Annotated in this window: 16 protein-coding genes; 7 read left to right on the top strand and 9 right to left on the bottom strand. The window is 74.5% G+C overall.

Translation table 11 applies throughout. From position 1 onward, the window contains the following. Nucleotides 1-33 precede the first annotated feature (33 nt). A complete protein-coding gene (locus tag AMK16_RS22195) occupies nt 34-1,827 on the top strand; it encodes a glycoside hydrolase family 15 protein (protein ID WP_073918412.1) in 1,794 nt (597 codons plus the stop codon). A 44-nt stretch (nt 1,828-1,871) separates the two neighbouring features. On the opposite strand, the gene AMK16_RS22190 is transcribed toward AMK16_RS22195, so the two are convergent. The 6 genes from AMK16_RS22190 to AMK16_RS22165 all read right to left on the bottom strand — a co-directional run bounded on the left by AMK16_RS22190 (nt 1,872) and on the right by AMK16_RS22165 (nt 8,671). Beyond that, nucleotides 1,872-3,305: an APC family permease gene (locus AMK16_RS22190; protein WP_073918410.1), complete on the bottom strand. Its 1,434-nt coding sequence runs from the start codon at nt 3,303-3,305 to the stop codon at nt 1,872-1,874. 199 nt (nt 3,306-3,504) lie between these two features. After that, nucleotides 3,505-4,413 (bottom strand): STM4011 family radical SAM protein, encoded by a 909-nt coding sequence (locus AMK16_RS22185; RefSeq protein ID WP_073918409.1) that lies wholly within the window; start codon nt 4,411-4,413, stop codon nt 3,505-3,507. 23 nt (nt 4,414-4,436) lie between these two features. Beyond that, entirely contained in the window at nt 4,437-5,774 is a 1,338-nt protein-coding gene (locus AMK16_RS22180) for an STM4012 family radical SAM protein (protein WP_073918407.1), read from the bottom strand. Beyond that, nucleotides 5,771-6,586, bottom strand: a complete 816-nt coding sequence (locus tag AMK16_RS22175) for an STM4013/SEN3800 family hydrolase (protein ID WP_199885534.1) — start codon at nt 6,584-6,586, stop codon at nt 5,771-5,773. Before AMK16_RS22175 ends, AMK16_RS22180 begins: the two co-directional genes overlap by 4 nt. Before the next feature lies 1 nt (nt 6,587). Continuing rightward, the gene (locus AMK16_RS22170; RefSeq protein WP_073918404.1) at nt 6,588-7,727 is read right to left on the bottom strand and encodes an STM4014 family protein; all 1,140 of its coding nucleotides are present in this window, start codon (nt 7,725-7,727) and stop codon (nt 6,588-6,590) included. Next, on the bottom strand, nt 7,724-8,671 hold the full coding sequence (locus AMK16_RS22165) for an STM4015 family protein (protein ID WP_073918403.1): 948 nt from the start codon (nt 8,669-8,671) through the stop codon (nt 7,724-7,726). The genes AMK16_RS22170 and AMK16_RS22165 overlap by 4 nt, the downstream gene beginning before the upstream one ends. A gap of 161 nt (nt 8,672-8,832) precedes the next feature. Here AMK16_RS22165 and AMK16_RS22160 point away from each other — a divergent pair, with 161 nt between their 5' ends. After that, the gene (locus AMK16_RS22160) at nt 8,833-9,252 is read left to right on the top strand and encodes a VOC family protein (RefSeq protein WP_073918885.1); all 420 of its coding nucleotides are present in this window, start codon (nt 8,833-8,835) and stop codon (nt 9,250-9,252) included. Nucleotides 9,253-9,328: 76 nt separating this feature from the next. On the opposite strand, the gene AMK16_RS22155 is transcribed toward AMK16_RS22160, so the two are convergent. After that, nucleotides 9,329-11,488 carry a SpoIIE family protein phosphatase gene (locus tag AMK16_RS22155; protein ID WP_073918401.1) on the bottom strand — a complete coding sequence of 720 codons (2,160 nt, stop codon included), beginning with the start codon at nt 11,486-11,488 and terminating at the stop codon, nt 9,329-9,331. Beyond that, on the bottom strand, nt 11,457-12,968 hold the full coding sequence (locus tag AMK16_RS22150; protein WP_443333594.1) for an MFS transporter: 1,512 nt from the start codon (nt 12,966-12,968) through the stop codon (nt 11,457-11,459). The genes AMK16_RS22155 and AMK16_RS22150 overlap by 32 nt, the downstream gene beginning before the upstream one ends. Before the next feature lie 293 nt (nt 12,969-13,261). On the opposite strand from AMK16_RS22150, the gene AMK16_RS22145 reads away from it, so the two are divergent. After that, the gene (locus AMK16_RS22145) at nt 13,262-14,209 is read left to right on the top strand and encodes a LysR family transcriptional regulator (RefSeq protein ID WP_073918399.1); all 948 of its coding nucleotides are present in this window, start codon (nt 13,262-13,264) and stop codon (nt 14,207-14,209) included. A gap of 86 nt (nt 14,210-14,295) precedes the next feature. Beyond that, nucleotides 14,296-15,033, top strand: a complete 738-nt coding sequence (locus AMK16_RS22140; protein ID WP_073918398.1) for a class I SAM-dependent methyltransferase — start codon at nt 14,296-14,298, stop codon at nt 15,031-15,033. Nucleotides 15,034-15,075: 42 nt separating this feature from the next. Here the strand turns inward: AMK16_RS22140 and AMK16_RS22135 are convergent, their stop codons facing one another. After that, nucleotides 15,076-15,984 carry an alpha/beta hydrolase fold domain-containing protein gene (locus AMK16_RS22135; protein WP_073918396.1) on the bottom strand — a complete coding sequence of 303 codons (909 nt, stop codon included), beginning with the start codon at nt 15,982-15,984 and terminating at the stop codon, nt 15,076-15,078. Between the two features lie 220 nt (nt 15,985-16,204). On the opposite strand from AMK16_RS22135, the gene tdh reads away from it, so the two are divergent. The 3 genes from tdh (at nt 16,205) to AMK16_RS22120 (ending at nt 19,651) form a co-directional block, all read left to right on the top strand. After that, nucleotides 16,205-17,233: an L-threonine 3-dehydrogenase gene (gene tdh / locus AMK16_RS22130; RefSeq protein ID WP_073918394.1), complete on the top strand. Its 1,029-nt coding sequence runs from the start codon at nt 16,205-16,207 to the stop codon at nt 17,231-17,233. A 121-nt stretch (nt 17,234-17,354) separates the two neighbouring features. Further along, nucleotides 17,355-18,581, top strand: coding sequence for a glycine C-acetyltransferase (locus AMK16_RS22125; RefSeq protein ID WP_073918393.1), 1,227 nt, complete (start codon nt 17,355-17,357; stop codon nt 18,579-18,581). Nucleotides 18,582-18,736: 155 nt separating this feature from the next. Further along, the gene (locus AMK16_RS22120) at nt 18,737-19,651 is read left to right on the top strand and encodes a LysR family transcriptional regulator (protein ID WP_073918391.1); all 915 of its coding nucleotides are present in this window, start codon (nt 18,737-18,739) and stop codon (nt 19,649-19,651) included. Nucleotides 19,652-19,730 lie beyond the last annotated feature (79 nt).

The raw sequence follows: 19,730 nt of genomic DNA, 5'->3' as shown, positions 1-19,730 counted from the left end.
TTGGCCCCGGGCATTCGCGGGAAGATCGCACGAATGACACAACCCATCGAAGACTACGCACTCATCGGCGACCTGATGACCAGTGGGCTGGTCGGCCGCGACGGGTCGATCGACTGGCTGTGCCTGCCGCGCTTCGACTCGGCGGCCTGCTTCGCCAAGCTCCTCGGCGAAGAGGAGAACGGCCACTGGCGCGTCGCGCCGGCCTCGGCCGCCGACACCGACCGGTGCACCCGGCGGGCCTACGTGGACGACTCGATGGTCCTGGAGTCCTATTGGGAGACCGGGGACGGCACGATCAAGGTCATCGACTTCATGCCGCAGCGCGACATCGCGCCCGATGTGGTCCGCATCGTGGAGGGCGTGTCCGGCGAGGTGACGATGCGCAGCACCCTGCGCCTGCGCTTCGACTACGGCCACGTCGTCCCCTGGGTCCGCCGCAGCGACGGCGACCGGGTGGCGGTCGCCGGGCCCGACTCCGCCTGGTTCCGCAGCGAACCGCCCGTGCGCACCTGGGGCGAGGACAACAGCACCCGCTCCGAATTCACCGTCACCGCCGGGCAGCGCGTGGCCTTCGTCCTCACCTGGCACCCCTCGCACGACCCGCGGCCCGTGCCCATCGACCCGTACGAGGCGCTGGAAGCCAGCCTCACCGACTGGCGCGCATGGGCCTCCCAGTGCCGTTACGAGGGCCCCTACCGGGAGGCGGTCGTCCGCTCCCTGATCACCCTCAAGGGCCTGACCTTCGCGCCGACCGGTGGCATCGTCGCCGCCGCCACCACCTCCCTCCCCGAGGAGCTCGGCGGCGTCCGCAACTGGGACTACCGGTACTGCTGGCTGCGGGACTCCACCCTCACCCTCGGCTCGCTCCTGGCCACCGGCTTCAAGGACGAGGCCCGCGCCTGGCGGACGTGGCTGCTGCGCGCGGTCGCGGGCGAGCCCGCCGACCTCCAGATCATGTACGGGATCGCCGGGGAACGGCGGATCCCCGAGACGGACCTGCCCTGGCTGCGCGGCTACGCCTCCTCCGCGCCCGTACGGATCGGCAACGCGGCCGTCGACCAGCTCCAGCTCGACGTGTACGGCGAGGTCATCGACTCCCTCTACCTGGCGAGGTCCTCCGGACTGCCCTCCGAGTACCACGCGTGGAAGATCCAGCTGGCCCTGCTCGACTTCCTGGAGCGCAACTGGCGCCGGCCCGACGAGGGCCTGTGGGAGGTGCGCGGCCCCCGCCGTCACTTCGTGCACTCCAAGGTGATGGCGTGGGTGGCCGCCGACCGGGCCGTGCGCACCCTGGAGAGCGATCCCTCGATGCCCGGGGACGTCGAGCGCTGGCGGACCATAAGGGACGAAGTCCACCGCGACGTGTGCGAGAACGGCTACGACCCCGTCCGCAACACCTTCACCCAGTACTACGGTTCGCGCGAACTCGACGCGGCGACCCTGCTCATCCCCCGGGTCGGCTTCCTGCCGCCCGACGACCCGCGGGTCGTCGGCACGGTCGACGCCGTCCGGGACGAGCTGGGCCGCAGCGGCCTGGTACGGCGCTACAGCACCGAAGGCCCCTCCGTCGACGGTCTGCCCGGCGACGAAGGGGTCTTCCTGGCCTGCTCCTTCTGGCTGGCCGATGCCCTGCACATGACGGGCCGCGGCAAGGAAGCCCGGGCGCTGTTCGAACGGCTGCTGGAGGTGCGCAACGACGTGGGGCTGCTCGCCGAGGAGTACGACCCCGTCGCCGGGCGTCAGCTCGGCAACTTCCCCCAGGCGTTCAGCCACGTCGGCCTCGTCAACACGGCGCTGACCCTGGGCGCGGGGGAGGTGCTCGACTGAGCCCGGGCCCCGCGGTGGGCGCCGGGCCCGGGCCGGGCCGCTAGCTAGGCCGCGGCGCCTGCGCCGTCCTCGCCGTCCTCGCCGTCCTCGCCGTCCTGCGGGATGCTGACGAGCCAGCGGGTGTCGCGCCGCGGCCTCAGGTACAGCGCCCAGTACAGGGTGGCGACGGCGGTGATGCCGCCGGTCCACAGGAGGTACCGGGTGTCCTGCTGGGTCAGGATGTACGCGAAGACGGCGATCAGCACGACCGGCACCGCGGGCCACAGCGGCATCCGCCAGGCGGTCGCCTCGCGGTGGGCCCCGCGTCGGCTGAACAGCGCGGCCACCGCCACCAGCAGGTACATGCCGGTCACAGAGACACCGGTGACGCCGTACAGGGTGTCGAGGTTGACGAAGCACATCGCGGCGCCCGGGACGCCGACGAGCAGCGTCGCCACCCACGGCGAGCCGAACCGGCCGAGCTTGGACAGCGCGTTGTTGACCGGCTCCGGCCAGGCCTTGTCACGGGCGGAGGCGAACAGCACCCGGGAGTTCTGGATGACCATCACGATGCCGGCGTTGACGATCGCCAGGGCGACGCACAGGCTCACGAAGGTGCCGACGGCCGAGTTGGACCATGCGGTCACCATGCCGCCGAGGTCGCCGGCGGTCAGCGCCTCCAGGTCCGGGGCGCCCATGGTGATGGCGATGACCGGGACCAGGATGACGGCCGTGGAGATGGCGAGGGTGGCGAGCACCGTGCGCGGGACGTCCCGCCGCGGCTTCTCCAGCTCCTCCGAGAGGTAGACGGCCGTGGAGAACCCCTGGGTGATGAACAGCGCGATGGCGAGCCCGGAGACCACCATCATCGCGGTGACGGGGGAGGTCCCGCCGCCCTGCGCCGCGACCGTGCCGTGCACGAGCGCGCCGGCGCCCCGCTCGCCGTGCGCGAAGCCCAGTACGGCGACCAGCGCGGCCGCGATGACCTCCAGCACCAGGAAGATGCCGGTGATCCAGGCGTTGGCCCGCAGGTCGAGGAGCCCGGCGAGGGTGGCGAGCAGCATCACGCCGCCGCCGGCGACCGGCGCCGGGATGTCGATCACCGGCGCGAGGTAATCGGCCGTGCCCATGGCGATCACGGGCGGCACGATCATCACGACCAGCAGGGACAGGACGAAGACCAGCCAGCCCGCGAGCCGTCCGGCCATCGTGGAGACCATCGCGTACTCGCCCCCCGCACTGGGGATCAGGGTGCCCAGCTCCGAGTAGCAGAACGCGACGCCGATGCAGAGCAGCGAGCCGATGGCGATGGTGAGGGCGGTCCAGGTGCCGAGGCTCGCGAACAGGTCCGGCACGACGACGAAGAGGGTCGAGGCGGGCGTCACGCACGAGAGCGTGAGCAGCGTGCCGCCGACGACGCCGATGGAACGCTTGAGCTTCTGCGGGACGGGCCCGGTGGCGGGGGCGAGGGCCTGTGGTGCGCTGATCGTGTCAGTCATCGGTGCGGAGTTCCGATCGGCAGGGGCGGTGGAGTGAGCGCGGGAGCGGTATCGCCTCCGGGGCGGTGGTGGGCAAGTGTTTCCGTGGCTCCCGGGCCGTCATGGAATCCCTGCGGGATCCGCAGGTCAATAGCTGTTTGCCTGCGGATTCCATCGTCCGGGGGCCCCGCCGGGCCCCATCCGCGACGTAAAGACCGTGTTAACGCTGCACGAAGGGGAGGTGCGGGAACCGCAGCCCACCCGCCGAAGAATTTCCCTCCGCTTTGCCGGGGGCCGGGATCCGCTCCAGCACCCCGCCCGCGTAGACGTCGTACAGCGGCAGCGTCTCCAGGTGGACGTAGCCGATGTGGCAGTCACAGACCGCGAGCGGGCAGGCACGGGGCCGCAGCGCCGCGCGGTACGAGCCGTCGTAGAGGTTGCCCAGCTCCGCCTTCACGAAATGGCACCGGCGGACCGTGCCGTCGCCGTCCACCGAGATCACCGACTCCCCGGTGCGGCAGGGCAGCCCCGCCGAACGGTGCGGGTGGCGGCTGTACGGGAAGAGCGGGTCCAGCTCCGTCCAGGCCGCCGCCTCCGGATCGGTGTAGGTCCGCCCCTCCGCCGCGTTGACCCACAGGTACACCTGCGCCGGCAGCGCCGCGCGCAGCCGCCTGGCCTCCGCGAGGTGCCCGGGCAGTCCGACCACGCCCACGCTGAAGCGGATGCCGCCGGCCACCAGCTCCAGAGCGCGGCCCAGGAAACGCTCGTAAGGGGTCTGCCCCGGGTGGTAGGTGCACCACAGGGCGAGCTTGTCCGGATCGGCGGCGGCGGTCCACCCGACGCGGCCGCTCAGGTTCGTCTGGATCGCCACCCGCCGCACATGCGGCAGCAGCGACAGCTCCACCAGGGCGCGCCGGTACCAGGACCGGACCAGGCCCTCGCCCCACGGGGTGAAGAGCACCGACAGCCGGTCGCCGCTGTTCGCGGCCGCCCATCCGGCGAACCGTTCCAGCGCCGCCCGGTCGGCCGTCAGCCCCGCCCGGCTGTCGCGCCGCTTGGCGAACGGGCAGTACGGGCAGTCGTAGTCACAGGACGCCAGCGGACCGCGGTAGAGCAGGGTCAGGTCCATGGCCGGTGCGCTCCGGGGGCCGGTCACTTGCGCGCGTACGCGGCCATCGCGGCCCGTACGTCCGCCGAGAAGAGCGCGGGGCCGACCGCGTCGGAGTGCGCGAGCCCCTCCGGGGTCAGGCGCAGCACCCCGCTCGCGCCGCCGTCGAGCCAGCCGCGGTCCGCGAACCGGCCCAGCTCCGCCGGGAAGTCCTCCCACGGACCGCTGCCGAAACGCTCGCGGTACTCCGCCACCGCCATGCCCCGCGCCTGGAGCAGCGACTGGAGCAGGTGCCGGCGCCGCGCCTCCCCGGCGTCGATCCACCGGCCGTACTCGGCGCGGGCGAAACCGGTACCGGGCCTGCGCACGTAGTCGTCGACGATGGCGCGGATCTCCCGCATGTCCACCGCGTAGTCGAAGGAGTAGTGCAGCTCGGAGGTGTACGAGCGGGCTCCGCAGCCCAGCCCCACCATGCCGTCCGTCTGGCAGGCGTGATCGTCCGCGCCTTGCGCCGGAGCCCCGGGGAGGCGGAACATCCGCATCGACACCTGCTCGTACCCGGCGGCCAGCAGGTGGTCCCGGCCGGCGCGGTAGAGCCGCAGCCGCTGCTCGTCCCACTGCGCGGAGGGCTCCTCCTGCCTGCGCCCCAGGCCCGTCAGGGGCCGCACGTACAGCGGATACAGGTACAGCTCCTCCGGCCGCCAGGCCAGCGCCGCGTCGAGCGAGTACCGCCAGCTGTCCTCGGTCTGCCCGTCGATCCCGTAGATCAGATCCATGTTGAGGACCGGGACCGCCGCGTCCCGGATCCGGGCCAGGGCCGCCTCCACGTCCGCGCGGCTCTGCGGACGCACCGCGGAGCGCGCCTCCTCGGCCACGAAGCTCTGCACGCCCAGGCTCAGCCGGGTCGCGCCGCGGTCGACGAGGACCCGCAGGCGGTCCGCGGTGGCGGTGGAGGGCGAAGCCTCCACCGACAGCGGGACCGCGCGCAGGTCGGCGCCCGCGCCCTGCTCCGCGATGTCGCAGAGCCGTTCCAGCTCGCAGGCCGTCAGGAAGGTCGGGGTGCCGCCGCCGAAGGCGGCCGCCGCGAACCGCACGGGCCCCCCGCCGGAGCCGCCGAGCGCCTCACGGACCGCCTCCGCCTGCCGCTCCAGCGCGTCGAGGTACGCCGTCGTCAGCCCCTCGGGCGCGCCGATCCGCGTGAAGAGGTTGCAGAACCCGCACCGCACCTCGCAGAACGGGACGTGCAGGTAGAGGGAGAGCGCGTGGCGGGGCTGCTCCGCCCACAGGTCGCGCAGCGCGGGCCGCTCGGGCAGGGCGCGGTACGCCGTCTTGTGCGGGTAGGCGTAGACGTAACTCTCGTACGGGGTGGTGGGACCGCTCATCGCACGGCCTCCTTCGGCTCCAGGAAGAACTGTGCGTACGGGACGGTCCAGACCGCGTCGTGGGCGAGGCGGTGCCCGGTGTACCCGTCGTCGCCGTAGGTCGTGCCGTGGTCGGAGCAGACGATCGCCAGGCAGCGGCGCCGCGCGCGCATCGCGTCGAAGAGCCGGCCGACGTGCCGGTCCACGTACTCCAGCGCGGCCGCGTGCGTCTCCCACGAGTCCCCGGCGGACGCCGACGCGCCGTCCCGGTGGAACCAGTTGGGCTGGTGCAGGGCCGACGCGTTCACGAAGAGGAAGAGCCTGCGGTCGCGGGGGAGCGCGGCCACCACCCGCTCGGCGCATGCCACCTGCGCCTCGAAGGACGTCGGCGACGCCACCCCGAACTCCGGTTCCCAGTGGCTCTCCTGGAACATCCCGGGCAGTACGCAGCCCAGCGGCGTCCGCTTGTTGAAGAAGCCGACCCCGCCCACGCACACCGTCCGGTAGCCGGCCCCGGCCAGCCCCGACACCAGATCGGGGGTGTCGAACACCCAGGTGCGCCCGGCAGTGGTCTCGCTGCCCTCGAACCGGGCGGCGAACAGCCGCGGATGCGGCCCCGGACCGGCCGGGGTCGGCAGGAATCCGGCGAACATCGCCTGGTGCGAGGCGTAGGTGAAGCTGCCGGGCGCGTGCCGGCGCTCCCACACCCCTCCGGGCAGGTGGCGCGCGAGGTGCGGGATCCGGCCTTCGGCGGCCAGCCGCACGGCGACGTCGTGACGAAGCGTGTCCAGGGTGAGCAGGAGCAGGTCGTCACGGCCGACGACCTCGTTCATGTCAGGGGCGGGCGGGGAGGGATGCATGGTGGTCCTGTCGTGCCGGAGTGCGGAGGGCGGCCAGTTGGGCCGCGTAGGTGTCGAGGCCGGCGGCGGGCGAGCCGGGCAGGCCGGTGAGGCCGGGCAGCAGATCCCCGAAGGCGTTGACCTCGCCGACGGCGAACTGCCGCCAGCCCGTGGCGGGCAGCAGGTCCACGCCCACGCACAGGGTGCCGGGGAAGGAGGCCGCCGCCCGCTCGCAGACGGCCAGGGCGTCGCGTTCCCAGCTGCCGCCCGCCGCCGTCACGGCGGCGACGGCGGCGGCGAGGTCGCCGCGCGCGCCGCCCAGGTGCAGATTGGTCATCGGGCCCCGCGCGGTGCGGACCACGGCGTGCGTGGCCCGCCCGCCGACGACCACGACCCGCAGGTCGGCCGCGCGGCCGTGCTCCGAGGCCTTCGGCAGCCACCGCTCGACGTGCAGGCCGTCAGGGGCGAGGGCGTCGACGATCGCGCCGACCGTGCGCTCGTCCTCGTACCGCCGCAGGCGCAGCGAGTTGTGCAGCGCACCGGACGCGGACCGCTCGACCGAGGTGGTCGCCCGGATCCGGCCGCCCGCCCCGGCTTCCAGGGCGAGGACGCCGGAGGCCGAGGAACCGTGGGCGGGTTTGACGAACACCCGGCGCAGTCCCGGCCGTGCCAGCACCGCCCGGACGTCCTGCCAGCCGCGCACCGGCGCCGCCGACGGCCCGGAGGTCGGCGAGTGCGGCACTGGGACTCCCGCCGCCTCCAGGGCGTGGTGGCAGAGGCGTTTGTCGAACAGCACGGCCAGGTCCCCGGGGGCGGTCAGCAGCCGCCCGCCGGCCCGCGCGACCTCCGCGGCGATCCCGTCCACCGCCTCGGTGAACAGGCGGTACCAGCGGGCGGTCCCCTCCACCCGGGTGGGGTCGGCCGCGCCGCGCAACAGTCGGTCGACCTCCGGATCCTCGCCCGGCGAGTCGATCCGTACGGTCTCGCCCGGCCGGAACCGTGCCGCGCCGTCCAGCACCTCCCGCCACGGCACCAGCCGGGCCGCGGGCAGCCCGGCGGCCCGCACGGCCTCCTGGAAGAGGGTGACGCGGCGGCCTCCCGCGATGCCGACGACCGCGAGGGACCGATCCCTCACTCCGCCACCGCGACGTACCGGTAGACCGTGCCGTCGTACTCGTCGATGTCGCCCTCGGCGAGGGTGACTTCCACTCCGTGCGGCTCCAGCGTCGCGCGCAGCCGCTCCTGGAGCTCGGTGCCGATGTAGTGGTGGTCCAGGTCGAGGCGGTTCAGGTGGGTGAGCGGCCGGCCCGCAAGCAGGGCGGCCGCGCCCTCGTCCGTGAGGATCCCCATGGACAGGTCCAGCGTCTCCAGCCGGTCGACCACCGGTGCCTCGGCGACGGCGACGGCGACCGCGTCCTGGATCTCGCTGTTGCACAGAGCGAGATGGCGCAGGGCCGGCAGCCGCGCGCCCGAGAGGATCGGCTCCAGATCCTCCACCTCGGTGTCCGCGCCGTATTCGGAGGTGCCGAGCCAGATGTCGAGCACCTCCAGGGCGGGCAGATCGCTCGCGGCGATGCCCCGCACCACCCCCCGGGGCAGCCCGCCCGTCTCCACCCGCAGCCGCCGCAGCCGAGCGTGCCGGACCGGAGACAGGACCAGCCCGGAACCGCCGCGCACCCCGAACTCGCGCAGCGCCGGGAAGGCTTGGAGGAGCGGAGTCACATCCGACTGCTGGATCCAGGAGATCTCCGACTCCTCGCTCTCGATGTCGCCGAGGAACAGGGAGCGCAGCAGCGGGAAGTCGGCGGCTGCCGCCACGAGGGTGCTCACCACCGAGGCGCTGGAGAGCTCGTAGGCCTCCTCCCAGACACCCACGATCAGCGCGCGGACCTGCCGGGTGTCGACGGCGGACGTGAACCGGGCGTACGCCTCGCTCCACGTCTCACCGGTGTTGTGCTCGTCCGCCCGGACCCGCCAGGCCACGAAGCCCGCCTCCGGGAGCGCCCGCTCATCGTCCCGGGCGGGGAAATCGAAAGCGGGCAGCCCGCCCAGCTCTGCGAGGTGGTGGCCGTGGCTCATGCGCTGCTCCTGGGGTGTACGGTCCGCCCGGACCGGTCGACGGTGCGACACCAGTTCTACCAAGTCCCACTGACAACACCGGAGGCAGGAAGGCCGGCAGGCAACCCGCCCGGCAGGCGCCCACGGGCGTAGGGAACGGGTCTGCGGGGCACATGCGCTCCATGACTGTCGCGAAGACGAGCGTTCTCGTACTGGACTGCGCCGAACCGGAGTCACTGGCCCTCTTCTACGCCGATCTGCTCGGCGCCGAGGTCCGTCCGGGACCGGTGCCCGACATGGTGGAGGTCGTCGGCGGAGCCGGCGTGCACCTGGCCATGTGCCGTGACCACGGTTACGCGCCGCCGAGTTGGCCGCGCCCCGAGGACTCCCAGCAGGCACACCTGCGGATCCTGGTCGCCGCCGCCGACCTCGACGAGGCCGAACGGGAGGCCGTGTCCCTCGGCGCCCGCCCGGTGTCCAGCGACAGCGAGGAGGGCCCGCGCGACGCCCGCCTCTTCAGCGACCCGGCCGGCCACTCCTTCACGCTGGCCGCCGTCGACGTGCCCGCCCGGCGGACGGCGGACGGCCGGCGCAGGCCCTGACGGCGTCCTGCGGCGTACGCGGGGGCGGCCGGCGCGGCCCCGGCCGCCCCCGCGGCGGGCCGGGCACCGGCCCGCCCTACGTGCGGGACGCCAGCAGCAGGGCGATGTCGTCCGGCCGGTCGGCGCCGCCGGCGTCGGTGATCAGCCGGTCCGCCGTCTCGGTCAGCGGTACGGGCCGCGCGGCGGCCAGCGCCGCCCGCAGCCGTTCCACCCCGACGTCGATGTCGGTGCCCGGCTTCTCCACCAGGCCGTCCGTGTACAGGGCGAGCACCGAGCCCGTCTCCAGCCGCAGTTCGGTGACCGGGTACGTGGCCTGCGGGTCGATGCCGAGCACCACCCCGCCCGCCAGGTCCAGCACGTCGGTGCGGCCGTCGGGACGGCGCAGCAGCGGCTGCGGGTGCCCCGCCCGGACGGCCCGCACGACGCCCGACGCCGGGTCGAGCAGCACGTAGCAGCAGCTGGCGAACTGGCCCGGGTCCAGGTCGATGAGCAGCTGGTTGGTGCCACCCATCACCTGGTCCGGAGTACTGCCGGTCACCGCGAACGCCCTGACCGCGCTGCGCAGTTGGCCCATGGTCGCCGCGGCCGCCACGCCGTGCCCCTGGACGTCCCCGATGACGAGGGCCAGGCGTCCCCCGCCGGTCTCGATGACGTCGTACCAGTCGCCGCCCACGTCCATGCCCTGGGTGCCGGGCAGATAGCGGCCCACCGTGGTCACGTGTTCGCGCACCGGCAGCCGCTGCGGCAGCAGGGCCGCCTGGAGGCCCCGGGCGAGCGCCGCCTCGCTGTCGTAGCGCCGCGCCCGCTCCAGCGCCTGCGCGATCAGTCCCGCCAGCGCGGTCAGCACCGTCCGCTCCTCCGGACTGAAGCCGCGCGGCGTGTCGAAGCCGAGGATGCACGAGCCGACCGGGCGGCCCGAGGCGATGAGGGGCAGGAAGGCGCGGGCGCCGACGTCGGCGTCGAGCGGGATGCCCGGGTAGGCGGCGGCGAGGTGCTGCATCGACTCGAAGAACAGCGCCCGGCCCGAGGTCAGGGTCTCCACGCCCGGCAGGCGCGCGTCCAGTGCGACACCGTCGAAGGGGCGCAGGAAGCCCCGGGGGAATCCGGTCTCCCAGGCCAGGTGGAGGTGGCGCTCGTCCAGCAGGTAGATGGCCAGCTGGCGGCCGCCGAAGGCCGGCAGCAGCTCCTCGGTGACCACCGCCGAGACCTGCCGGGCGGTGACCGCCTCGGTCAGCGCGATGGCCAGCGCCACCGGCCGGTACAGCGCGGAGGCACGGTCGGCGGGCGACCCCAGGCCCGCGCTCGCCGGCCGGACCACCGGGGCGGGCGCGTAGGCGCGCTTCGCGGTGGCGCCGATGGTCACGGTCACCCCGTCGGCGCCGGGGTACAGGCCCACCGACAGCCACTCGCCGGGCGGGGGCGTGCCGCGCCGGGCCGCGAAGTGCACCGGCTCCGAGGACATGAAGACGGCCCGGAAGTGGTCCTCGTAGGCAGGATGTGCGAGCCAGGGCAGGGCCTCCCACAGGACGCGCCCCGGCAGCTTCGGCCCCGCGGGCCCCACCAGGTCCTCGGCGGCCCGGTTGGCGAAGGCGACCAGCCCCTGCCGGTCCACGGACAGCACCGCCTCCGCCAGCCGGTCCAGGGTCTCCCGGGCGCCCGCGGCCGGCGCGGGCACCCGCACGCACACCGGGTCGCCCTCCCAGAGCACCGGGGCCCCGGACGCCACCAGCGCCGCCAGCTCGCCGGCGAGGCGGCCGGCCGCCCCGCGGAGCCGCTCGCGGTCCACCGCCCCGACCGGGACGCCCGGGGTCGCCGTCCGCAGCACCAGCAGGACACCGAACCGTTCGGTGCCGTGCACCACCGGCTCGTACAGCGAAGCGAAGGGGAAGGGCAGCCCCGCCATCAGCTGCGGGTAGAGGCGCATGGCCGACTCCGCGTCGGCGAGGTGGACGGACTGGCCCGAACGGTAGGCCTCCGCCACCGGGTAGGGCCGGTTCGCGTGCATCCGCCACCAGGGCCGGAACAGCGGCCCGGGAAGCCCCGTGAGCACGGCCATCCGGAGCAGGCCCTCGCTGCGGGAACGCAGGTACACACCCCCCGCGTACCCGCCCACGGCCGCCACCGCGTCGACACAGGTCCGGGCGAGCACCCGGGCCAGGGCGCCCGGGTCGGGGCCGCCGCTGTCCGGTCTCGCCGTCACACCGTCAGGATGCGCCCTCGACGGCGGTCGCTGCATCCCGGCCGCGGCCGCCGCGCCCCGGAGCGCGGTACCCGGCCACCACCGCGGCGGAGACGAGCAGCACCACGCAGGCCACCGCGCGCAGGGCCGTCCCCATCGCGTCCGTGAAGGCGGCGACCTGCCCCGGATCCCCCGGGGCGCCGGGGAAGCGGGAGGCCAGTACGGTGCCGACCACCGCCACGCCCAGCGCGGCGCCGATCTCGCGGGCCGCCGTGTTGAGCCCGGAGCCGAGCCCGGCCTGGTGCGCGGGCAGCTCGGCGACCACCGTCAGGGTCAGCGACGGCGCGCACAGCCCGGTGCCGACGGACAGCACCAGCAGGTAGAGCGCGTAGACGGCGTACGGGGTGCCCGCGTCGGCGGTGGAGACCAGCAGGAGCCCCGCCCCGATCAGGCCGAGCCCGGCGCCTACCGGCAGCCGGGGGCCGGTGCGCTCCTGGAGGCGGGCTCCGAAACGGGGCACCAGGGCCATGCCGATGGTCAGCGGGACGATCGCGAGTCCCGTCTCGGCGGGTGAGAACCCCTTCGCGTACTGGAGGTACTGGGCGTTGACGAAGAACAGGGCGAAGAGCCCGAAGAAGCCGGTGCCGATCCCGAGCGCCCCGGCGCGCAGCCGGCGCGAGGCGAAGACGCGCGGATCAAGGAGCGGGCGGGCGGTGCGCAGGCCGTGCAGCGTGAAGGCCGCCAGCAGCCCGGCCCCGGCGCCGAAGGCCCCCAGCACCCGCACGGACCCCCAGCCGTAGGAGGGCCCTTCGATGATCCCGTAGACCACGGCGAACAGCGCCCCGGCCAGCAGGACCGCCCCCATCGGGTCGACGGCGGCGTCGGGCCGTGACGGGGTGCGGGGGACCGTGCGGGCCACCGCCGCCGCGAGGAGCGCGCCGAGCGGGACGACGGCCCAGAACAGAGCGCGCCAGGTGAGGAACTCCCCGGCCAGGCCGCCGCCCACATTGCCCGCCAGGCCCCCGAGGCCGGCGGCCAGCGTCCAGGTGGCCAGGGCCTGGCCGCGCCGCTGCGGCGGGCTCAGGTGCACCAGGATGGACATGGTGGCGGGCATGATCAGGGCGGCGCCCACTCCGCACAGGCCCCGTCCGGCGATCAGCACGGCCGGGGCGGTGGCCAGGGCGCTGACCGCGCCGCCTGTGGCGAACAGGCCGAGCCCGGCCAGCAGGGCCCCCTTGCGGCCGTAGCGGTCGCCGAGGGCGCCGGCCGGGATCAGCAGGGCGGCGAAGACGATGACGTAGGCGTCGACCGCCCACAGCAACTGGCCGGGGTCCGGCCGCAGGGTGGAGGCGGCGAGCTGGGGGATCAGCAGGTTGACGGCGGCGACCATGCCCTGCGCGACCAGCACGCAGGCGCACAGGACGAGCAGGGCGGGCCGGGTGAGGGTGGCCCGGGTCGGGGGCGGGGTCGGTGTCGGGTTCGGGGTCGGCGGCGGCGCGGGGGCGTCGGGGCGGGGTGTGCGGGCATGGCGGAGCACGGCTCCTCCTCGGAGTCGTCGGTGCTGACGTGTGGGCGTGGGGCCGGGTGACGTGGTGACGCGGTGACGTGTTACGTGTCGCGCTGGCGTGGGGTCGGCGTCCGCGCTGCGTTTCGCGTTGCCGTCCGCGGTCGCGCGGTCGCGTTCCCGTCCGCGTTCCCGTCCGCTTCCGCGTTCCCGTCCGCGTCGGCCGGCGCGGCGGGGGCGGCCGGGGTGCCGGGGCGGGCCATCCCCCCGGCACCACCGTAGAGTTGACGTGACCTGCTTTCCAGTGCAAGTTCCGCAAGGGATGAATGCGTGTGACGCAATCCGGATCCGGGCTGGACCTCAACCTGCTCGTCGCGCTCGACGTCCTGCTGGAAGAGGCGAGCGTGTCCCGGGCGGCGGCCCGACTGCACCTCTCCGAGCCCGCCATGAGCCGCACCCTCGGCCGGATCCGCAAGGCCCTCGGGGACCCCGTACTGGTCCGGGCCGGACGGGCGATGGTCCCCACCCCGCACGCCCTGGCCGTCCAGGGCGAGGTACGGGCCGTCGTGGAGCGGGCCAGAGCCCTCTTCCTGGCCGGCGGCGAGGTGGACCTCCCGACGCTCACGCGCACCTTCACCGTGCTGACGAACGACGCCTTCACCGCCGTGCACGGGCCCGGCCTGCTCGCCCGGGTGACCCGGGAGGCGCCCGGGGTGCGGTTGCGCTTCCTGGGGGAGAGCCACGTGGACGTACCCGCCCTGCGCGAGGGCGTCGCCGATCTGGAACTCGGCGTCGTCGACACCCGTTCCCCCGAGGTCCGCGTCGAGCACCTCGCCGAGGACCGGATGCTCGCCGTCGTCCGCGGCGGCCACCCGCTGCTCCGCGGCCGCGTCACGGCCGGCCGCTTCGCCGCCGCCGACCACCTGATCGTGTCCCGCCGCGGCCGGCTCGAGGGCCCCGTGGACGCCGCCCTCGCCGAACAGGGCCTGGCCCGGCGGGTGGTGGGCAGCGTGGGCACCTTCCCCGCCTCCCTGTTCGTGCTGCGCGAGAGCGACCTCGTCGGACTGCTCACCACCCAGACCGTCCCGCTCGCCGCGGCCCTCGGGCTGGAGACCTTCGAGATCCCGCTCGACCTGCCCGCGGTGCCCTTCGGGATGGCCTGGCACCCGCGGCACGACGCCGACCCGGCGCACGCATGGCTGCGCGGCTGCGCCCGCGAACTCGTCCCGAAGGGCGGCGATGGGCCGACCGCTTCCCCCGTCCGGGGGACGTAGGGACCGGCCGTCAGTACGGCCGGGAGGCGACCGGGGCACGATACGCACGCGTCCCACACCCCCGGCGGGCCACCGGAAGGCAGAGCATGCGGTTCCAGTACGACACCCTCGGCGAGCGCTACGCGGAGTCGAAGACCACGGCGGCCTTCTCGGCGGCCGACACCTACACCCTGCACGGCGCCCTCGACGCGCTCGGCGGCGTCCGCGGCCTCGACACCCTCGACCTGGCCTGCGGGTACGGCTACAACACCCGGCTGCTGGCCCGCGGCGGTGCCCGGCGGGCCGTCGGCGTGGACATCTCGGAAGAAGTGATCAGGCTGGCCCGCGCCCACGGGGCGGAGCCGGACCGGCCGGACATCGAGTACCACGTCACCGACCACGACGGCCTGCCCGGCCTCGGGCCCTTCGACCTCGCCACCGCCGCCTACCCCTTCAACCACACCTCCGACCGCGGGGCGCTGCACGCGATGCTGCGGTCCGTCCGCGCCAGCCTGCGCCCCGGCGGGCGACTGCTCGCCATCGTGCCCAACGCCGGGGCGTTCCCCCGCGTGGACTGGTCGCCGTACGGGGTCCGCATCCTCGACCGGGTCCCGGAGGGTGACGCGCCGCTGCTGAAGGCGCACTTCCTGACCGACCCGCCGGTGCCCTTCGAGTTCCGCGAGTGGGCCCACGCCGACCTCGCCGAAGCGGCCGTCGAGGCGGGCTTCACCACCGTCGGCTGGCAGCCGAACCGGACGCCGCCCGCCGATCCCGTACGCGACGAGGCCTACTGGACGGCGTACCGCGCCTGGCCGATCAGCTCGCTGATGACCTGCGTGGCCTAGGGGTGTGGCCGCAAGGCCGGGCCCGGTGGCGGCGGCGGCTCGTCACAGATCCACCGCGGACCGGATCAGCTCGACGATCCGGTCGCGCGCCGCCCGGCCCTCCGGGAGCGGCAGCAGCGGGTAGGCGTGCGGCAGTCCCGCTTCCTCGTGGAACTCCACTTCCACCCCCGCCGCGCGGGCGCGGCCCAGCAGTTCCCTGCTGTCCGTGCTCAGCACGTCCCGGGTCCCGGTGAACACCGTCAGGGGCGCCAGTCCCCCGAAGGACCCGCGCAGCGGGCTCACTCGGGGATCGTCGCAGGTCAGGGTTCCCGCGTACAGCCGGCCGGCCTCCCGCAGTCCCGGGCGGGCCAGCATCGGGTCGGCCGCCTCCAGGCCCGCCTGGTCCGGATGGCTCATCGTCACGTCCAGCCAGGGTGAGATCAGCACGATCCGGGACGGCTGCGCCCCGGTGCGGTCGCGCAGCCGCTGCGCGGCGGCCAGCGCCAGCCCGGCCCCGGCCGAATCCCCGATGAGCACGGTCCCGCCCGCGCCGCCGCTCGCGATCAGGCCGCTGAGCAGGTCCGCGGCGGCCGGGACCGTCCGGTCGGCGGTCCCGCGCGGCGCGAGGACGTACGCCGGTACGACGACCCGCGCCCCCGCCCGCGTCACCAGGGTCCGGACCATCGCCCAGTGCGTGCGCACCAGTTCGTCGACGTATCCGCCGCCGTGCACGTACAGCACCCGGGCGGCCGGTTCGGCGCCCTGCGGGCAGACGTCGTACACCGGCCAGGCCCCGACGAAGGTCCGCGAGATGTCCGCGACCCGGCCCAGCGAGCGCGGCGGCAGGTGGGAGGCGGGGCGTCGCGCCGACCGGGCCACCCGTGTCCGCACCGCCTCGGCGCTCTCGAACCGTCTTCGCCGTCCCGCCGCGATCAGCGCCGCCGACAGCGCCCTGCTGCGCAGACTCGGCACGCCCCTCACCTCCCCGTTCCCCGGTCCCCATCCGGTCCGCAACCGGCCCGGCCCTGCCCCGTCAGGTGAGGAGCATAGGCGTGAAGCTGGGCTGTCGACCCGCTTAAGAAAGTCTCGATGGACTGATCACCGCGCCGCTCGGCAGATTGGTCACCGTCACCGACGCCGACCGCGCCCCCGCGCGCGCGGCGCCTCCTTCGGCATGCCTGGAGCCACCCCCATGAAGGCACTCGTCAAGCACAAGGCCGAGCCCGGGCTGTGGCTCATGGACGTCCCCGAGCCCGAGTACGGTCCCGGCGATGTGCTGATCAAGGTGCTGCGCACCGGCATCTGCGGAACCGACCTCCACATCCGCGCCTGGGACGGCTGGGCGCAGGGTGCGGTCAAGACCCCGCTGGTCCTCGGCCACGAGTTCGTCGGCGAGGTCGCCGCCCTCGGCGCGGACGTCCGTGACATCGAGATCGGCGCCCTGGTCAGCGGCGAGGGACACCTGGTGTGCGGCCGGTGCCGCAACTGTCTGGCCGGGCGCCGCCACCTGTGCCGCAGCACGATCGGCCTCGGGGTCGGCCGGGACGGCGCCTTCGCCGAGTACGTGGTCCTTCCCGCGCAGAACGTGTGGGTCCACCGGACCGCGGTGGACCTGGACGTCGCGGCGATCTTCGACCCGTTCGGCAACGCCGTGCACACCGCGCTGTCCTTCCCCCTCGTCGGTGAGGACGTCCTGATCACCGGCGCCGGACCGATCGGGATCATGGCGGCGGCCGTGGCCCGGCACGCCGGTGCGCGCAACGTCGTCATCACCGACGTCAGCCCCGAGCGGCTGGAGATCGCCCGCAAGGCGGGCGCCACGCTCGCGGTGAACGTCGCAGAGTCCTCCATCGCCGACGCGCAGCTCTCCCTCGGCCTGCGCGAGGGCTTCGACATCGGCCTGGAGATGTCCGGCCGCCCCGAGGCCATGCGCGAGATGATCGACAACATGACGCACGGCGGCCGCATCGCCATGCTGGGCCTGCCCGCGCAGGAGTTCCCCGTGGACTGGGCCAAGGTCGTCACCTCGATGATCACCATCAAGGGCATCTACGGACGCGAGATGTTCGAGACCTGGTACGCGATGACGGTGCTGCTGGAGGGCGGGCTCGACCTCGGCCCGGTCATCACCGGCCGCTACTCGCACCGCGACTTCGAGGCGGCCTTCGACGAGGCGTCCACCGCCAGGAGCGGCAAGATCATCCTGGACTGGACGGCGTAACGACCCGCCGCCCCCTCCCGGGCCGCACAGACCACCTCTCCCCGGCCGGGCCCCGCACACCCTCCCCCTCCGCGGGGCCCGGCCCCCTCGTCCGCCTCCGCCGCACAAGGAGAACCGCACCATGTTCGAGTCCGTACGCGAGGACCTGCGCTCCACCCTCGACGAGATCCGCGCCGCCGGCCTGCACAAGCCCGAGCGCGTCATCGGCACCCCGCAGAACGCGGCCGTCGCCGTGACCTCGGGCGGCGCCGGGGGCACCTCCCGGCCGGAGGCCGGAGTGGAGGTGCTCAACTTCTGCGCCAACAACTACCTGGGGCTGGCCGACCACCCCGAGGTCGTCGCCGCCGCGAAGGACGCGCTGGACCGCTGGGGCTACGGCATGGCCTCCGTCCGCTTCATCTGCGGGACGCAGGAGGTGCACAAGGAGCTGGAGGCGCGGCTGTCGGCCTTCCTCGGCCAGGAGGACACCATCCTCTACTCCTCCTGCTTCGACGCCAACGGCGGCGTCTTCGAAACCCTCCTCGGCGCCGAGGACGCGGTCATCTCCGACGCGCTCAACCACGCCTCGATCATCGACGGCATCCGCCTGTCGAAGGCCCGCCGCTACCGCTACGCCAACCGCGACCTCGCGGAGCTGGAGACCCGGCTCAAGGAGGCGCAGGACGCCCGCCGCCGCCTGATCGTCACCGACGGCGTCTTCTCCATGGACGGCTACGTCGCGCCGCTCGCGGAGATCTGCGACCTGGCCGAGCGCTACGACGCCATGGTCATGGTCGACGACTCGCACGCCGTCGGCTTCGTGGGCCCCGGCGGCCGCGGCACCCCCGAGCTGCACGGCGTCATGGACCGCGTCGACATCATCACCGGCACCCTCGGCAAGGCCCTGGGCGGCGCCTCCGGCGGCTATGTCGCGGCGCGCGCCGAGATCGTGGAGCTGCTGCGCCAGCGTTCGCGCCCGTACCTCTTCTCCAACTCCCTCGCCCCCGTCATCGCCGCCGCCTCCCTCAAGGTCCTCGACCTGCTGGAGTCGGCCGGTGACCTGCGTGAGCAGCTGGCCGCCAACACCGCGCTCTTCCGCACGAAGATGACCGAGGCCGGTTTCGAGGTGCTGCCCGGCGACCACGCCATCGCCCCGGTGATGATCGGTGACGCCGCCGAGGCGGCGAAGATGGCCGAGCTGCTGCTGGAGCGCGGGGTCTACGTGATCGGCTTCTCCTACCCGGTCGTGCCGATGGGCGCGGCACGGATCCGCGTCCAGCTCTCGGCGGCCCACTCGACGGCCGACGTGGAGCGTGCGGTGGCCGCTTTCATCGACGCCCGCACGGCGCTGGCGACGACCGCGCTCTGACGGCGCCCGCCGGCCGCGGCGGTACGCGCCGGGCGGGCCGGGGCGGCCGGCCGCCGTCCGGGGCGCCTGCGTGGCGCGGGCGGAGCGGCGCGGGGCGGGCGGCGCGGGGCGGGCGAGCGGCCCGGGGCGCCCGTGCGTCCTGAGACAATGGCGGGGTGATCGACCCCCGCCGGCTGCGCATCCTGCGGGCCGTGGCGGACCACCGTACGGTGACCGCCGCGGCCGCAGCCCTCTACCTCACCCCCTCCGCCGTGTCCCAGCAGCTCGCGGCGCTGGAGCAGGAGACGGGCCACGCGCTGCTCACCCGCAGCGGGCGGGGCGTACGGCTGACCGCCGCCGGTGAGATCCTGCTCGGCCACGCCCACGAGGTCCTCGCCCAGCTGGAGCGCGCGGAGGCCGAGCTCGCCGCCTACGCGGACGGTTCGGCGGGCGAGGTCACGGTGGCCGCCTTCGCCACCGGGATCGCGGAGGTCCTCGCTCCGGCCATCGCCCGGCTGTCGCTGGACCGGCCGGGCATCCGGCTGCGCGTGCGGGACGCCGAGGGCGACCAGAGTCTGCCGCTGCTGCTGGACGGCGAGGCGGACGTGGCCCTGGCGGTGGAGTACCGGGGCGGGCCCGGAGCCGATGACGCCCGGCTGTCGGTCCTCCCGCTGTACGCCGAGCCCTTCGACGCCGTGCTGCCGTCGGCGCACCCGCTGGCGGTCCTGCCCGAGGTGGCGCTGGCGGACCTGTCGGAATCGGACTGGGTGGGCCAGTACCCCGGCAACCCGTGCCACGACGTGACGCTGCTGGCCTGCGAACTGGCCGGCTTCCAGCCCCGGTTCGCGCACTCCTCCGACGACTTCCGCGCGGTGACGGCGCTGGTGGGCGCGGGGGCCGGAGTCGCCCTCGTGCCCCGCTCGGCACTGCGGGGCATGGACCTCAAGGAGGTCCAGGTCCGTCCGGTCGCCGGGCCGGCCGCGACGCGGCGGGTGTTCGCCGCGACCCGCCGGGGCGGCGAGACGCACCCGCTCATCGCCCCCGTACTGGCCGCCCTGGTCCGCGAGTCACAGCGGCTGCCGGCCCACTGACGCACCCGCCGGGGCGTCGGGGGGCCCAGGGTCCCGACCCCGGCCCGGCGGTCGGGGTCGGGGCCGGCCCGAGGACCGG

Origin of the sequence: Streptomyces sp. CB00455 (genome assembly GCF_001905445.1) — a bacterium.
GTDB lineage: Bacteria > Actinomycetota > Actinomycetes > Streptomycetales > Streptomycetaceae > Streptomyces.
Note: the sequence above shows the minus strand (reverse complement) of the source record. Positions and strands in the feature narration are given on the sequence as shown.

What these genes read in the sequence shown, in the direction of transcription:
- AMK16_RS22195 (WP_073918412.1), top strand. Translation starts at nt 34, where the DNA reads ATGACACAACCCATCGAAGACTACGCACTCATCGGCGACCTGATGACC.
- AMK16_RS22190 (WP_073918410.1), bottom strand. Translation starts at nt 3,305, where the DNA reads ATGACTGACACGATCAGCGCACCACAGGCCCTCGCCCCCGCCACCGGG.
- AMK16_RS22185 (WP_073918409.1), bottom strand. Translation starts at nt 4,413, where the DNA reads ATGGACCTGACCCTGCTCTACCGCGGTCCGCTGGCGTCCTGTGACTAC.
- AMK16_RS22180 (WP_073918407.1), bottom strand. Translation starts at nt 5,774, where the DNA reads ATGAGCGGTCCCACCACCCCGTACGAGAGTTACGTCTACGCCTACCCG.
- AMK16_RS22175 (WP_199885534.1), bottom strand. Translation starts at nt 6,586, where the DNA reads ATGAACGAGGTCGTCGGCCGTGACGACCTGCTCCTGCTCACCCTGGAC.
- AMK16_RS22165 (WP_073918403.1), bottom strand. Translation starts at nt 8,671, where the DNA reads ATGAGCCACGGCCACCACCTCGCAGAGCTGGGCGGGCTGCCCGCTTTC.
- AMK16_RS22160 (WP_073918885.1), top strand. Translation starts at nt 8,833, where the DNA reads ATGACTGTCGCGAAGACGAGCGTTCTCGTACTGGACTGCGCCGAACCG.
- AMK16_RS22155 (WP_073918401.1), bottom strand. Translation starts at nt 11,488, where the DNA reads ATGCAGCGACCGCCGTCGAGGGCGCATCCTGACGGTGTGACGGCGAGA.
- AMK16_RS22145 (WP_073918399.1), top strand. Translation starts at nt 13,262, where the DNA reads ATGCGTGTGACGCAATCCGGATCCGGGCTGGACCTCAACCTGCTCGTC.
- AMK16_RS22140 (WP_073918398.1), top strand. Translation starts at nt 14,296, where the DNA reads ATGCGGTTCCAGTACGACACCCTCGGCGAGCGCTACGCGGAGTCGAAG.
- tdh (WP_073918394.1), top strand. Translation starts at nt 16,205, where the DNA reads ATGAAGGCACTCGTCAAGCACAAGGCCGAGCCCGGGCTGTGGCTCATG.
- AMK16_RS22125 (WP_073918393.1), top strand. Translation starts at nt 17,355, where the DNA reads ATGTTCGAGTCCGTACGCGAGGACCTGCGCTCCACCCTCGACGAGATC.